The 15,317-nt window shown below is 71.2% G+C and carries 7 protein-coding genes; 1 reads left to right on the top strand and 6 read right to left on the bottom strand.

What is annotated here, in order from left to right; genetic code table 11:
• Positions 1–52: 52 nt before the first annotated feature.
• The 4 genes from ACFXKZ_RS24650 to ACFXKZ_RS24635 all read right to left on the bottom strand — a co-directional run bounded on the left by ACFXKZ_RS24650 (position 53) and on the right by ACFXKZ_RS24635 (position 10,316).
• The gene (locus tag ACFXKZ_RS24650; RefSeq protein ID WP_380003120.1) at positions 53–847 is read right to left on the bottom strand and encodes a helix-turn-helix domain-containing protein; all 795 of its coding nucleotides are present in this window, start codon (positions 845–847) and stop codon (positions 53–55) included.
• A gap of 57 nt (positions 848–904) precedes the next feature.
• Entirely contained in the window at positions 905–3,418 is a 2,514-nt protein-coding gene (locus ACFXKZ_RS24645) for a DNA translocase FtsK (RefSeq protein ID WP_380003119.1), read from the bottom strand.
• Between the two features lie 110 nt (positions 3,419–3,528).
• Complete coding sequence (locus tag ACFXKZ_RS24640; protein ID WP_380003118.1) at positions 3,529–4,221, bottom strand: two-component system response regulator; 693 nt, start codon at positions 4,219–4,221, stop codon at positions 3,529–3,531.
• Positions 4,222–4,622: 401 nt separating this feature from the next.
• Complete coding sequence (locus tag ACFXKZ_RS24635) at positions 4,623–10,316, bottom strand: HAMP domain-containing protein (RefSeq protein WP_380003117.1); 5,694 nt, start codon at positions 10,314–10,316, stop codon at positions 4,623–4,625.
• A gap of 319 nt (positions 10,317–10,635) precedes the next feature.
• Between ACFXKZ_RS24635 and ACFXKZ_RS24630 the strand changes: the two genes are divergently transcribed.
• Positions 10,636–13,158, top strand: coding sequence for a SpoIIE family protein phosphatase (locus tag ACFXKZ_RS24630; protein ID WP_380003116.1), 2,523 nt, complete (start codon positions 10,636–10,638; stop codon positions 13,156–13,158).
• A gap of 677 nt (positions 13,159–13,835) precedes the next feature.
• Here the strand turns inward: ACFXKZ_RS24630 and ACFXKZ_RS24625 are convergent.
• Complete coding sequence (locus ACFXKZ_RS24625) at positions 13,836–14,357, bottom strand: GNAT family N-acetyltransferase (protein WP_380003114.1); 522 nt, start codon at positions 14,355–14,357, stop codon at positions 13,836–13,838.
• 19 nt (positions 14,358–14,376) lie between these two features.
• Positions 14,377–15,297, bottom strand: coding sequence for a type IV toxin-antitoxin system AbiEi family antitoxin domain-containing protein (locus tag ACFXKZ_RS24620; protein ID WP_380003113.1), 921 nt, complete (start codon positions 15,295–15,297; stop codon positions 14,377–14,379).
• Positions 15,298–15,317 lie beyond the last annotated feature (20 nt).

Raw genomic sequence — 15,317 nt, 5'->3', positions numbered from 1 at the left:
GGACCGGACGCAGGGAAGCGTCGGATGGTTCCGGGGAGGTCACGATGCCCGGTCACCGGGGCGACGGGGTCGCCGACGCGCTCGTCCGCATCTGCGGGATGGGGTCGCCGGGGACGAACGTGCGGTTGACCACCTCGCCGTCCTCGCCCGCCGGGCCCAGGTCGCGGCCGTTGACGTTCAGTCGCGCGGCGCCCGAATTGCCGACCTGGACCTGCAGCTGTGCGGGGTCCTCGAAGGTCTTGGCCTCACCCTTGTCCAGGATTGTCTCCAGGATCTGCCTGTCCCTGGAGTCGAACGCGCGGATCCAACTGCGCCCGTCGACGGCGGTGATGGTGACCACGACGCCGGGCGGGAATGCCGGCGCCTTGCTCACCGGCGCGGCCGAGGACGGCGGCGGGGGCGGCGGGGCCGGTGCCGCGGGGGCGGCGGTGGTCGGGGCGACCCGGGACGCGGTCTCCTTCTCGTCGTCGTCGGCCCGGCCGCCGGCGAGTTGTACGAAGGCGAAGATCAGCACGATGACCACGGCGACGCCCATGGCCAGGGTCCAGTTGGGGCGGCGGTATTCGATCGACTTGCGCGGCGAGTCGAAGATCTCGGTGGGCCGGGGGGTGCTCGTGCCGCCGACGGTGTGGTCGTACTCGGCGATCAGCGGCGCGGGTTCCAGGCCCGTGGCACGCGCCAGGGTGCGAATGTGGCCGCGAGCGTAGAAGTCGCCCCCGCACGGCTCGAAGTCGTCGTGTTCGATTCCTTCGATGACGACCTGTCGGATCCGGGTGACCTCACTGAGCCGTTCCACGGTGAGACCGGCCCGTACGCGCGCCTCGGCGAGGCTCTGACCGATCGACACTTTTCGCCCCTTATGCGTCATTCATCACGACTGACACCAATCATCACTTAAGTCAGATCATTCTCCGCGCAACGTGGCCATAACCTGCTCGATTTCATCCGGTTTGATCAACACCTCGCGCGCCTTGGAGCCCTCGCTCGGTCCGACGATGTCCCGGCTCTCCATCAGATCCATCAGCCGGCCCGCCTTGGCGAAGCCGACGCGCAGCTTGCGCTGGAGCATCGAGGTCGAGCCGAACTGGGTGGACACCACCAATTCGACCGCTTGGCAGAGCAGGTCGAGGTCGTCGCCGACGTCCTCGTCCACCTGCTTCTTGCGATCCGGCCCCGCGGTGACCTCGTCGCGGTACTCCGGCTGCAACTGCTCCTTGCAGTGCCGGGCGATCGCCTCGATCTCCTCCTCGGTGACGTAGGCGCCCTGCATCCGGATCGGCTTGCTCGCGCCCATCGGCAGGAACAGCGCGTCGCCCTTGCCGATCAGCTTCTCCGCGCCGGGCTGGTCCAGGATGACCCGGCTGTCCGCCAGCGAGGAGGTGGCGAACGCGAGCCGCGAGGGCACGTTGGCCTTGATCAGACCGGTGACCACGTCCACGCTGGGCCGCTGGGTGGCCAGCACGAGGTGGATGCCCGCGGCACGGGCGAGCTGGGTGATCCGCACGATCGAGTCCTCGACGTCGCGCGGCGCGACCATCATCAGGTCGGCCAACTCGTCGACGATCACCAGCAGGTACGGGTAGGGCTGGATGTCGCGCTCGCTGCCCGGCGGCACCTTCAGCTTGCCGGCGCGCACCGCGACGTTGAAGTCGTCGACGTGCCGGAAGCCGAAGTTGGCCAGGTCGTCGTAGCGCATGTCCATCTCGCGCACGACCCACTGCAACGCCTCGGCGGCCTTCTTCGGGTTGGTGATGATCGGCGTGATCAGATGGGGAATGCCCTCGTAGGTGGTGAGTTCGACCCGTTTGGGGTCGACCAGCACCATCCGCACCTCCTCCGGCGTGGCGCGCATCATGATCGAGGTGATCAGGCCGTTGATGCAGCTCGACTTGCCCGCGCCGGTGGCGCCCGCCACAAGGAGGTGCGGCATCTTGGCCAGGTTGGCCACCACGTCGTTGCCCTCGACGTCCTTGCCCAGCGCGGCGATCATCGGGTGCGCGTCGCCGGCGGCGGTGTCGGAGGCCAGGATGTCGCCGAGGCTGACCATCTCGCGGTCGGTGTTGGGGATCTCGATGCCCACCGCGGACTTGCCGGGGATCGGGCTGATGATCCGTACGTCCGGGCTGGCCACGGCGTAGGCGATGTTCTTGGCCAGCGCGGTGATCCGCTCCACCTTGACCGCCGGGCCCAGCTCGATCACGTAGCGGGTCACCGTCGGGCCCCGGGAGAAGCCGGTGACCTGCGCGTCGACGTTGAACTGCTCGAAGACCTTGGACAGCGCCGCGACCACGTCGTCGTTGGCCTTGCTGCGGGCCTTGGCGGGCGGGCCCTTGCGCAGCAGTGCGGGGCCGGGCAGGTGGTAGGTGATGTCGCCGGAGAGCCTGAGTTGCTCGCTGCGCGGCGGCGCGGGGGTGTGCGCCGGGGCGTCGGCGACGCGGGCCCGCAGATCGGTCACCACCCGAGCGGCGGCGGCCTTGCGCGAGCGGGCGGGCGGGACGACCAGGCCGGCGTCGCCCGCGTCCAGCGCCGCGGCGGCGGCCGCGGCCACGTCGACCGCGTCCGGATGGCCGGTTTTGCCGGCCGGGCTCGGCCGGCGGCGCGGTCGGGGTTTGCGCACCGGCGCCGGCGCGGGCTCGTCGTCCTCGTCGAAGCCGGCGAACCCGCTCGGGCGGTCGTCGTCCTCGTCGTACGGCTCCGGCTCGGGGCCCTCGATGAAGCCGAGGAAGACTCCGAGGCGTTCCGGCGCCGCGTTGATCGGCGTCGCGGTGACCACGAGCAGCCCGAACACGATCAGCAGCACCAGCAGCGGCACCGCAACCCACCGGGTGACCAGGTGCACCGGCGGCGTCGCGAACGCCCAGCCGACCAGCCCGCCCGCGTCGCGCATCGCCGCCGCACCGTCACCGGGCTGCGGCGTCCCGCACCCGACGTGGATCAGCCCGAGCACCGCGCACACCAGCGCCGTACAGCCGATCACGATCCGCCCGGTGGCGTCCTTCTGGTCGGGATGGCGCATCACCCGCACGCCCAACGCGCCGACCAGGAACGGCACCAGCACGTCCAGTCGGCCGACCAGGCCCGCGACGACCGCGTTGACCCCCTCGCCGACCGCGCCGTCGATGGTGCCCCACGCGCCCGCGGCGATCACTATCGCCAGGCCGAGCAGGGCCAGCCCCAGCCCGTCCCGACGATGCGCGGGGTCGAGTCCGCGCGCGCCGGAGCCGATGCCCCGCGCGAGCGAACCGAACGCGTGCGCCAGCCCCAGCCACAGCCCCTTGAGCGCCTTCCCGAGCAACGCGGGCACCCCACCGAGCAGTTTCGGCGGGGGAGGTGGGGGTGGGGCCGCCTTCTTGGCGGGAGCCTTCTTCTTCGCGGCCGTGCGCGGTTGCGCTCCGCCGCCGGACGCACGTGTGGCCATGTCCCGAGGTTACCGGTGGACCCTCTCCACCTCATGCGTCCCGGCCCGGAGCGCGCGCCGTGTCGGACCGGGCCGTCGTCGACGGTCCGGTCCGCGCGGGCGCCCCGAGGTCAGCCGGCCGCCTCGCCCTTGTCCGGGGCCGGGACCAGCGGGGGTCCGCCGTGGCCGGCCGTGGCCGGCGCGAGGGCGTCGAGCGCGGCGCGCATCCGGGCCACCCGGCGGCGCAGTTGCACCGCGGAGGCGGCCAGGATCGGGTCGTCGGTCGACTCGACCTGCTTGGCCATGCCGTCGGCCTGCTCCTCGACCGCGGCCAACCGGGTGGACAACTCCGCGATCACGTCCGCCCCGGCCCGGTCGCCGCCGGCGGGCCCCTCCAGGCGCCCGCGCAGCAGCGTGGCCTGCTCGCGCAACTGGCAGTTCTTCTTGTACAGGTCCACGAAGACCGAGACCTTGGCGCGCAGCACCCACGGGTCGAAGGGCTTGGAGATGTAGTCGACCGCACCTGCCGCGTAACCGCGGAAGGTGTGGTGCGGGCCGTGGTTGATCGCGGTCAGGAAGATGATCGGGATATCGCGGGTCTTCTCCCGCCGCTTGATGTGCGCGGCCGTCTCGAACCCGTCCATTCCGGGCATCTGGACGTCGAGCAGAATCACCGCGAACTCGTCCGTGAGCAGCGCCTTGAGGGCTTCCTCGCCCGAGTGCGCCCGAACCAGGGTCTGGTCCAGCGCGGACAGGATCGCCTCCAGGGCGAGCAGATTCTCCTGACGGTCATCGACCAGGAGGATCTTGGCCTTCTCCGTCATGGCCCACCCTCTTCGATCCGACACGGTGGGTGACCCCGCGTATCGGTCGGCTCCACTCGTCCTTGTGCATGTTTTCGGTTTGCCTGGTTGACACTGCCGGCACTGCTGACGCTGCCCAGAATGACACGGCCTCGATCGACACGGTTCGGCCCGGCACACCGTCGGCCGAGATCGCCCCGACGCACTCCACGCCGGTCGAGCACACGTTCCGGGTGATGCTCGTCCCGGTCATGGTAGTGGCCAGGCGATCGGCTCGGCAGGTATTCCGGAACAGACGACCGCATGGTGTCACCACAGCCCGACCTACGGTTGCGACAACACCCCATCGACCCCTCCACCCCTTCAACGCCGGTTCGACCATACGGGTTCCATCATGTGGTGCTTGCCACCCGAGAAGCGAACTAGTGGTCGAGCCAAGTGCGGATGAGTCCCAACAAGTGCCGCGTGTCGACCGGCTTGGCCACGTAGTCGGAGGCGCCGGAGTCGATGCTCTTCTCCTGATCCCCCTTCATCGCCTTGGCGGTCAACGCGATGATCGGCAACCCCGCGTACTGCGGCATCCGGCGAATCGCCGACGTGGTGGCGTATCCGTCCATCTCCGGCATCATCACGTCCATCAGCACGATCGCGATGTCGTCGTGTCCCTGGAGCACTTCGATGCCCTCGCGGCCGTTCTCCGCGTACAGCACGCTGAGTCCGTACTGCTCCAGCACGCTGGTCAACGCGAACACGTTGCGCACGTCGTCGTCGACGATCAACACCCGCTCGCCGTCGAAGGTGCCCTCGAACGGCTCGACCACCGGCTTGGCGGGGCCGGTGTGGTCGGCCCGCACCGGCCCGGTGGCGCCCAGCACCGCCCGGGCCAGCGCGTCGGGGGTGGAGACCCGCTGGAGCAGCACGATCCGGCGCCGGTAGCCGCGCAGCCGGCCCGACTCGGAGCGGGTCGGGCGGGCCGGAACGTGCACCACGACCGGCAGGCTCTGCAATTCGCTCCGCGAGGCGACCGCGTCGAGCACCTGCCACGCGCCCTCGTCGGGCAGCCGCAGGTCCACCACCAGGCACGCGGGCGGCGCCTCGGCAAGCAGGCGCACCGCCTCGCCCTCGTCGGCGGCGGTGCTCAGGTCGATCTGCCCGTCGAGCCCGGCCAGCGCGGTGCTCAGCGGCGCGCCGTCGGACTGCGGCGTCTCCACCACCAGGACCCGGCGCGGCGCCGCCTCGCCCGTGTCGTCGGGCTCGTCCTCCCCCTCCCCGGGCAACTCCGGTGCGTCGCTGAGCAGCGGGGTGGACGGCGCCGCGGCGGGCAGCGCCGCCCGGTACGGGGTCGGCGGCAACTCGATGTCGCGGTCGTGGCCGATCTCGTCGCCCGGGACCAGGACGCTGTCCAGCGGGAGGTAGAGGGTGAACGTGCTGCCGCGTCCCGGCATGCTCTCCGCGTGGATCTCGCCGCCGAGCAGCCAGGCGATCTCCCGGCTGATCGACAGGCCCAGGCCCGTGCCGCCGTAGCGGCGGCTGGTGGTGCCGTCGGCCTGCTGGAACGCCTCGAAGATCACCTTGAGCTTGTCCACCGCGATGCCGATGCCGGTGTCGATCACCGAGAAGGCCACCGCGTGTTCCGCGTTGTCCAACTCGGTGTTGGTCAGCGGGATGTCGTCGGTGAGCGTGATCAACACCTCGACCGAGCCGGAGTCGGTGAACTTGACCGCGTTGGAGAGCAGGTTGCGCAACACCTGTTGCAGCCGCTGCTCGTCGGTGAACAGGATCCCGGGCACCGCGGGCGAGACGTGCACCGTGAACTCGAGGTTCTTCTCCGAGGTCAGCGGGCGGATGGTGGCCTCGACGTAGTCCATCAGCTGGGCCAGCGCGATCCGCGCGGGACGCACATCCATCTTCCCGGCCTGCACCTTGGACAGGTCCAGGATGTCGTTGATCAGCTGGAGCAGGTCGGATCCGGCGCCGTGGATGGTCTCGGCGAACTCGACCTGCTTGCGGGTCAGGTTGCCCTCGACGTTGTCGGCGAGCAACTTGGCCAGGATCAGCAGGCTGTTCAGCGGGGTGCGCAGCTCGTGCGACATGTTGGCCAGGAACTCGGACTTGTACTTGGAGGACAGCGCGAGCTGCTCGGCCCGCTCCTCCAGCGCCTGCCGGGCCTGTTCGATCTCCCGGTTCTTGATCTCGATGTCCCGGTTCTGCCGGGCGAGCAGCGCCGCCTTGTCCTCCAACTCGGCGTTGGAGTGCCGCAGCTCGCCCTGCTGGCGCTGCAACTCCTCGGACCGTTCCTGGAGTTCCTCGGTCAGTCGCTGCGACTCGGCGAGCAGCATCTCGGTGCGCGAGTTGGCCATGATCGTGTTGACCGTGACCCCGATCTGCTCGTTCAGCTGCTCCAGGAAGTTGCGGTGCACCTTGGTGAACGGGCGGAAGGAGGCGAGTTCGAGCACGCCGAGCAGTTGGTCCTCGAACAGCACCGGCAGCACGATCACGTTCGCCGGGGCGGCCTCACCCAGACCGGAGGCGATCTTGATGTAGCCGGGCGGCGCGTCCAGGATCAGGATCGAGCGCTTCTCCAGCGCGGCCTGGCCGACCAGCGACTGGCCGAGCCGGAAGCGGGTGGGCACGCCGCCGCCGTCCTGGTAGCCGTAGGAGGCGATCAGCCGCAGCTCGACCACGTCCTCCTGGGTCAACTCGGCCAGGAAGAAGGCGCCGTGCTGGGCGTCCACGACCGGGGTCAGCTCGCTCATGATCAGCGCGGCGACCGCCATCAGGTCGCGACGGCCCTGCATGAGACCGGAGATCCGGGCCAGGTTGGTCTTGAGCCAGTCCTGCTCCCGGTTGGCCCGGGTGGTCTCGCGCAGGTTGTAGATCATCTGGTTGATGTTGTCCTTGAGCTCGTCGAGCTCTCCGGACGCGTCCACCGCGATCTGCAACGACAGGTCGCCCCGGGTCACGGCGGTGGCGACCTCGGCGATGGCCCGCACCTGGCGGGTCAGGTTGCCGGCCAACTCGTTGACGTTCTCGGTGAGTTGCTTCCAGGTACCGGAGACGCCCTCGACCTCGGCCTGGCCGCCCAGCATGCCCTCGGTGCCCACCTCGCGCGCCACGCGCGTGACTTCGCCGGCGAACGCCGAGAGCTGGTCGACCATGGTGTTGATGGTGGTCTTGAGCTCCAGCATCTCGCCGCGCGCGTCCACGTCGATCTTCTGCGACAGGTCGCCGCCGGCGATCGCGGTGGTTACCTTGGCGATGTTGCGGACCTGGCCGGTGAGGTTGTCCGCCATCGAGTTGACGTTGTCGGTCAGGTCCTTCCAGGTGCCCGAGACGCCGGGCACGTGTGCCTGGCCGCCCAGGATACCCTCGGTGCCCACCTCGCGGGCCACGCGGGTGACCTCGTCGGCGAACGCGCGCAGCGTGTCGACCATCGTGTTGATCGTGCCCGCCAGGCCCGCCATCTCGCCCTTGGCCTCGACGGTGCTCTTCTGGGACAGGTCGCCGTCGGCGACGGCGGTGGCCACCTGGGCGATGTTGCGCACCTGGGACGTCAGGTTGTTGGCCATGACGTTGACGTTGTCGGTCAGGTCCTTCCAGATGCCGGAGACCCCGCGCACCCGCGCCTGCCCGCCGAGTCGGCCCTCGGTACCCACCTCGCGGGCCACCCGGGTCACCTCGTCGGCGAACGCGGAGAGCTGGTCGACCATCGTGTTGACGGTCTCCTTCAGCTCCAGGATCTCGCCCCGGGCGTCGACGGTGATCTTCTTGGACAGATCGCCCGTGGCCACCGCCGTGGTCACGTCGGCGATGCTGCGCACCTGGCCGGTCAGATTGCCGGCCATCACGTTGACCGACTCGGTGAGGTCCTTCCAGGTGCCGGAGACACCCTTGACGTCGGCCTGCCCGCCGAGGCGGCCCTCGGTACCCACCTCGCGGGCCACCCGGGTGACCTCGTCGGCGAAGCCGGAGAGCTGGTCGACCATGGTGTTCACGGTGTTCTTGAGTTCGAGGATCTCGCCCCGGGCGTCCACCGTGATCTTCTGCGACAGGTCGCCGCGGGCCACGGCGGTGGTCACCTGGCCCAGACTGCGCACCTGTTCGGTGAGGTTTCCGGCCATCGAGTTGACCGAGTAGGTCAGGTCGCGCCACACCCCGGCCACCCCGAGCACCTGGGCCTGACCGCCCAGTCGGCCCTCGGTGCCCACCTCGCGGGCCACCCGGGTGACCTCGTCGGCGAACGCGGAGAGCTGGTCGACCATCGTGTTGACGGTGTTCTTGACCTCCAGGATCTCGCCCCGGGCGTCCACGTCGATCTTTTTGGACAGGTCGCCGCGCGCGACCGCCGTGGTCACCTCGGCGATGTTGCGGACCTGGGCGGTGAGGTTGCCCGCCATGAAGTTCACCGAGTCGGTGAGGTCGAGCCACACACCCGCAACGCCCGGCACCACCCGGGCCTGGCCGCCGAGCCGGCCCTCGCCGCCGACCTCGCGGGCGACCCGGGTGACCTCGGAGGCGAACGCGGACAGCTGGTCCACCATGGTGTTCACGGTGTTCTTGAGCTCCAGCATCTCGCCGGAGACGTCGACCGTGATCTTCTGCGACAGGTCGCCCCGGGCCACGGCCGTGGAGACCTGGGCGATGTTGCGGACCTGGCCGGTCAGGTTGCCGGCCATCACGTTGACCGAGTCGGTCAGGTCCTTCCACGTGCCGGCCACGCCGGAGACCTGCGCCTGGCCGCCCAGGATGCCCTCGCTGCCCACCTCGCGGGCGACTCGGGTGACCTCGGAGGCAAAGGCCGACAGCTGGCCGACCATGGTGTTGACGGTGTTCTTGAGCTCCAGCATCTCGCCGGAGACGTCCACGGTGATCTTCTGCGACAGGTCGCCCTGGGCGACCGCCGTGGTCACCCCGGCGATGTCGCGGACCTGCGCGGTGAGGTTGAAGAAGGCGGTGTTGACCGAGTCGGTCAGGTCCTTCCAGATGCCCGCGCCGCCGGGGACCTGGGCCTGGCCGCCGAGCCGGCCCTCGAAGCCGACCTCGCGCGCCACGCGGGTCACCTCGGAGGCGAACGTGCGCAGCGTGCCGGTCATCGCGTTGATCGTCTCGGCGAGCTGGGCCATCTCGCCGCGCGCGGACACGGTGATGGTCTGCGACAGGTCGCCGTACGCGACCGCCTTGGTCACCTGGGCGATGTCGCGGACCTGGGCGGTCAGGTTGCCCGCCATGATGTTGACCGAGTCGGTGAGGTCCTTCCAGGTCCCCGAGACGCCCTCGACCCGGGCCTGGCCGCCCAGGCGGCCCTCGGTGCCCACCTCGCGGGCCACCCGGGTCACCTCCTGGGCGAAGCCGGAGAGCTGGTCGACCATCGTGTTGACGGTCTCCTTCAGCTCCAGCATCTCGCCGGCCACCTCGACGGTGACCGTGCGGGACAGATCCCCCTTGGCCACGGCGGTGGTCACCAGGGCGATGTCGCGCACCTGGAGGGTCAATCGGCTGGCCATCGTGTTGACCGAGTCGGTGAGGTCCTTCCAGCTGCCGGAGACGCCGCGCACCCGGGCCTGCCCGCCGAGTTTGCCCTCGGTACCGACCTCGCGGGCCACCCGGGTGACCTCGTCGGCGAACGCGCTGAGCTGGTCCACCAGTCCGTTGGCGGTGCGGCCCATCCGCAGGAACTCGCCACGCAGCGGCTGTTCGGCGATCCGCAGGTCCATGCGCTGGGACAGATCGCCCTCGGCGACCGCGGCCAGCACCCGGCCGACCTCGACGGTGGGGCGCACCAGGTCCTCGACGAGCGCGTTGGCCGCGTCGATGCTCGTCGCCCAGGCACCCTCGCCCGGGCCCGGGTCCAGCCGCTCGGTCAGCTTGCCCTCTCGACCGACCACCCGACGCACCCGGGCCAACTCGCCGGACAGGTGCTGGTTGCGCTCGACCATGTCGTTGAACACGACGGCGATCTCGGACATGATCCCGTCGCCGGAGACCGTCAGGCGCTTGCGGAAGTTGCCGTCACGGACGCCGGTCAGGGCGGCCAGCAGACGCCGCAGATCCTGCTCGTCGTGCCGGCCCTGCCGGACGGCCGCAGTCCGCGCCTGCGCTGGGGAAGCCTTCGCCATCTCGCATTTCCTCCGCCGGACCCGATTCGCCGCGACCGTCCGTGCCTCCGGCCGCTTGCCGTCCACAGTCTTTCACTCACAGGGTTGAGAGCAGAGGCGGTCCGGGAGGATGGTGCTTGTCATCCGGAAAGTGCGGGCCCGAATGGCACGCTCGGACGGAACATCTGTCGGAATCGTGATCGATGCGTCACTGTTTGGAAGGGGTCCGCCCGATCGTCCGAAACCGATAGGGTGCGAATCTGCCGGACTGTGGAGCCGGATTCGTCACCGCAGCCGCCGTTCGTCGCAGATGCGGGAGTGTATGGATCAGGGAACGAGCATGCTCATCACTGCCCGGATGAGCGCTGCCTTCGCACCCGAGGGCAGGTCCGTGGCGGCCGCACGCTCGTTCGTCCGCAAGACGCTCACCGACTGGGACGCCGGCGACGTGGTCGACGACGCCGTATTGCTGACCAGCGAGTTGGTCACCAATGCGATCGTGCACGCGGGCACCTCGGCCGAGGTCTCGTGCGTGCGCTACGACGGCGGCGTCCAGATCGAGGTCACCGACCACTACCCCAGCCGCGAGTTGCCGGAGCCGGCGACCGGCTTCGACGACGGCGACGAGAGCGGCCGCGGGCTGTTCCTGTCCGCGTCGCTGGCGTCGGCGTGGGGGGTCGAATACGCCAAGAACGTCAAACGGGTGTGGTTCCGGCTCGAACTGCCCGACCCGGTCTCGGCGACCAGTTCGGCCGGGCCGCTGCTGCCCGCCAACGCGCTGCCCGATGCCGCGGTGCCGGTCTGCGTGGCGGTGGTGCACGCCGACGCCTCGCGCAAGGTGACCCACTGGAGCCCCGAGGCGGCCCGGTTGTTCGGTCTGAGTGACACCGAGGCGATCGGCATGGCGCTGGGCGACCTGGTCGCCTGGCCGCAGACGCCGGGCACCGAGCTGACGCTGGACGAGATGCTGGAGCTGTCCCGTTGGCAGGGCGGGTACGACGTGCGCGCCGCCGACGGGGTAGCCACGCGCGTCTTCGCCTCGCACGTGCGGCTGCGCGACGCCGACGGCGACCCCGCGCTGGTCGCGCTCCTGGTGCCCGCGCAGGCCCGCGCGCTGCTGGAGAACCGGGACGCCTCACGTGGTCGCGCCGGGGCGGCGATCCCGGTGGACAGCGAATGGGACGGGATCGACGGGCTGAACCGACTGGGCCTGGAGGACCTGCTCCAGCGCGCGGTCGAACGTGCCCGCGACCTGCTCGACGCCGACGCCGCGTTCGTGCTGCTGGCCACCGACGACGAGAGCGAGATGGAGGTGCGCGCGACCACCGGCCTGGCGGGCGCGGTGCATCGGCTGTCGCGGGTGCCGGTGGAGACCTCGGTGGGCCGTTACGGCTCGGCCCGGATGCCCGCCGTGCACGAGGACTTGGAGGCCGGGCCCGACGCAGTGCCGATCCTGCAGGGGACCCGGATGCGCTCGGCGGTGACCGTTCCGCTCAAGGTCGAGGGCCGGCTCACCGGCACGCTCGGCGTCGCCTCGGAGTCGGCGGCCCGCTTCGACAACGACGACGCGGCCCGGCTCCAGCGCGCCGCCGACCGGGTCTCGCTGACCGTGGAGAGCGCGCGCCTGTCCGAGTTGGAGCGGGTCCGGCGCGGCTCGCTGTCCTTCCTCGCCGAGGCGTCCGACCTGCTGGCCGGCACCCTCGACCCGGAGATGACGCTGGCCATGATCGCCCAGATCGTGGTGCCGCGACTGGGCACGTGGTGTGCGGTACACACCGGCGAGTCGCACGCGCCGGTGTTGAGCGTGGTGTGGCACGCCGACGAGATGCGGATCGACGACCTGCGCGCACTGCTGGACCGCGCCGAGGCGCCGCGCGCGCAGCCCACGCCCGGCGCCCGGCGCTGGCTGGGCCTGCGGTCGCTGGACCCGGAGGTGGTCCGCGAGCACACCGACCTGGTCACCGGCGAGGCGGTCACGCTGCCGCTGGTCGCCCGGGGGCGCGGCATCGGCATGCTGACCTTCGGCATTCTGGCCGGCGACCGGTTCCGCCGGGACACCCTGGAACTCGCCGAGGACCTGTCCCGCCGCGCCGCGTTGGCGATGGACAACGCCCGGCTGTACTCGGAGCGCAACGCGACCAGCCAGGCCCTCCAGCGCAGCCTGCTGCCGCCGGAACTGCCCAAGGTGCCGGGGGTGGACGTCGAGGTCGTCTACCAGGCCTCCGGCGAGGGCAACGAGGTCGGCGGCGACTTCTACGACCTGTTCACCATCGGCGAGGACAAGTGGGGCTTCGCCATCGGCGACGTGTGCGGCACCGGCCCGGAGGCCGCCGCGGTCACCGGACTCGCCCGCACGGCGTTGCGGTTGCTGACCCGCGAGGGCATGTCGGTGCCCGCCGTCCTGCAACGGCTGAACACCGCGATCCTGGACGAGGGCCCGCGCAGCCGGTTCCTGACCCTCCTGCACGGTCACATGACCCACCGCGACGGCGGCGGCGTACGCCTGAGCCTGGTCTCCGCGGGCCACCCGCTCCCGCTGCGCCTGCGCCCCGACGGCACGGTCGACGCGGTGGCCACCCCGCAGCCGCTGCTCGGCGTCCTGGACGAGGTCGACCTGGTCCTGGAGACGGTGGACCTGGACCCGGGCGACGTCCTGGTCTGCGTCACCGACGGCGTCACCGAACGCCGCGAGGGCACCCGCATGCTCGGCGACGACGGCCTGGCCGAGGTCCTGTCCGGCTGCACGGGCCTGACCGCCGGTGCGGTAGCGGCCCGAATCCACCGCGCGGTCGAACAATTCGCCGAAGAACAGGCCCGAGACGACATGGCCATCCTGGTCCTGAGAGTCTCCGGCGACGACTAACCCCGGCCCACACCACAAAGCCCCCCAACGTAGACCCCACCCCACCCCACCAGCCGAACCAACCCGCAGCCGGCGCAAGCCCCAGCGGCAGCCACCCACCCGATGCCGCCCGCCGGCCCAAACCGGCACGAGGCCCATCCCTCCCTCAACCAGCCCCATACAAAAGCCACCACGGAAGCACAAGCCCCCACCAAACCGAGGCCGCAGTCCGAACACAGGCCGGACCACCGGGGCGCGGGCGGAGAGCACAGCGCGGCGAGTCAAGGGCCAACTCCGGCGTGGATGGGCCGATCGACCCACCCGCGCGCGCCGGCGGAGAGCGCAGCGGGGCAGGTCGCGGAACAGCTCCAGACCGGGTGGTCCGATCCGGCCGGCCGGACCGACCCGGGCGCCGGCGGGCAGCGCAGCAGGGCCGGTCGCGGAAATACTCCAGGGCGGGGCAGAGCCGATCAGACCCACCCTCGCGCCGGCGGGGGCGGCAGCGCCAGTCGTGGACGACTTCAGGACAAGTGGGTGGGGCCGGCCGGGGACCGGCTCGGGCACGGGTGGAGGGTGCAGTGGGGCCGGTCTGGGGTGGCTCTGGGGTCGGTGGGTCGAGTCCGGCCGGGCTCGGCCGGGTGCCGGTGGAGAGCGTGGCCGGGCGGGGCGTGAGGCGGCTCCGGGTGGGGTGGTCGGGTTCACTTGGGTGTTGGCGTCGTGCGGGTCGTGGACCAGCGTTGTTCGCCTTGCCGCCAGGTTTCGGTGGGGGTCAGGGACGCCGCTTCGGCTACTGCGGCGGAGGCCGTGTTGGCCGGGTGGATGTGGGCGCGGATCTCTTCGATGCCTCCGGCCCGGAGCCAGGCCACCCACGCGACCGCCGCCTCCTTGGCGATGCCCCGGCCCTGCCAGGCGGTTCCCACCACCCAGGCCACCTCGGCGACCGGACCTGGCCCCACCGTGGCCTGGACCGTGCCCACCAGAGACCCCCGCGACCGCAGCCGGATCACCCGGTTCAACCAGACCACGCCGGGATCCGGCGATCCCTTCGCCCAGCGCGTGTAGCGCGCCCGCAGCGCGTCCACGTCCTCCGGCTCACCACCGATGAAGGTGTGCAGCGCCGGATCGCCCAGCACCCGCGCCATCTCCTCGGCGTGACCGACCTCGACCGGAATCAACTCCAGCCGATCGGTGACCACCGGCCCTGCCTCGTTCACGTTCATCGCCGCAGCATGCCGGCGCCTACGCGGCGATGTCGCCGCGATTTCGCCGCTCCCGCAGCCGCAACTCCGATCCGATCCGGGCGACCGTGGCCGCCGGCCGCTCGCGCGCCTGGAGCGTCGGGCAGTGCAACACGAGCCAGCTCTGCCCGGCGATGCTCCGAGGCCGCGCCCTGACCCACTGCCGGTCGTCGGTCAGCTCCACCCCGACCCGCGCCCCCGGCCAGGCCAGCGCAAAGCGCTTCAGGACCCGACCGAACGCCGACCGGATCTCCCAGCCGACCTCGGCCGCCGGCACCCCGGCGTCGAGCAGCGCCAGCCGCAGCCGGGTCTCGTCCTCACCCGCGCTGCGCCGGTCGGCCAGCCGCACCACCTCGGCGAGCCGATGGCGCCCCGGATGTCCGGCGTAGCGCTCGACCATTGCCGACAACGCGTCGGGCGCGATCAGCCCGGCCCGCAGGAACCCGTCGAGCACCACCACGCCGGTCTCCCGATCCGAGGTCCGGACCAGGTCCGCCGCGGTCCGGGCGGGCGAGGTGACCGGAATCCCGGCCCGCCACACCGTCTCCCCCGGCCCGAGCGCCATGATCCGCGCCCGGCAGCCGTGCCGGCGGGGCAGAGCCGCCCCCACCGGCACGACCACTTCGATCGGTGCCACGCGCCGTGCCTGCGTCCGGGGCCGCGCCGGAACCCGCACGCCGTACAACCTCGCCGCGGTGCGCCCACAGACCACGGCCCCGCGGGGCAGAACCATGACCGCGGCCCGGGCCCGCACCTCCGGCGTGTCGTCGACGTGCGCGCCGACGTAGACCCCGTGTATGACCCGACGCACGTCGCCGTCGCGCACCAGGCGTCGGACGACCGACCGGCCGACCCCGTGGCGGGCGGCGACGGCGAGGGTGAAGGGCCGGGACAGCAGTGCGGAAAGATCGGTCGGCGTCATGCGGGCCAGTGTGCGCGCGC

It is taken from the genome of Embleya sp. NPDC059237 (assembly GCF_042754105.1).
In the GTDB taxonomy this organism is placed as follows: Bacteria; Actinomycetota; Actinomycetes; order Streptomycetales; family Streptomycetaceae; genus Embleya.
This window is presented reverse-complemented; position numbering and strand designations above follow the sequence as displayed.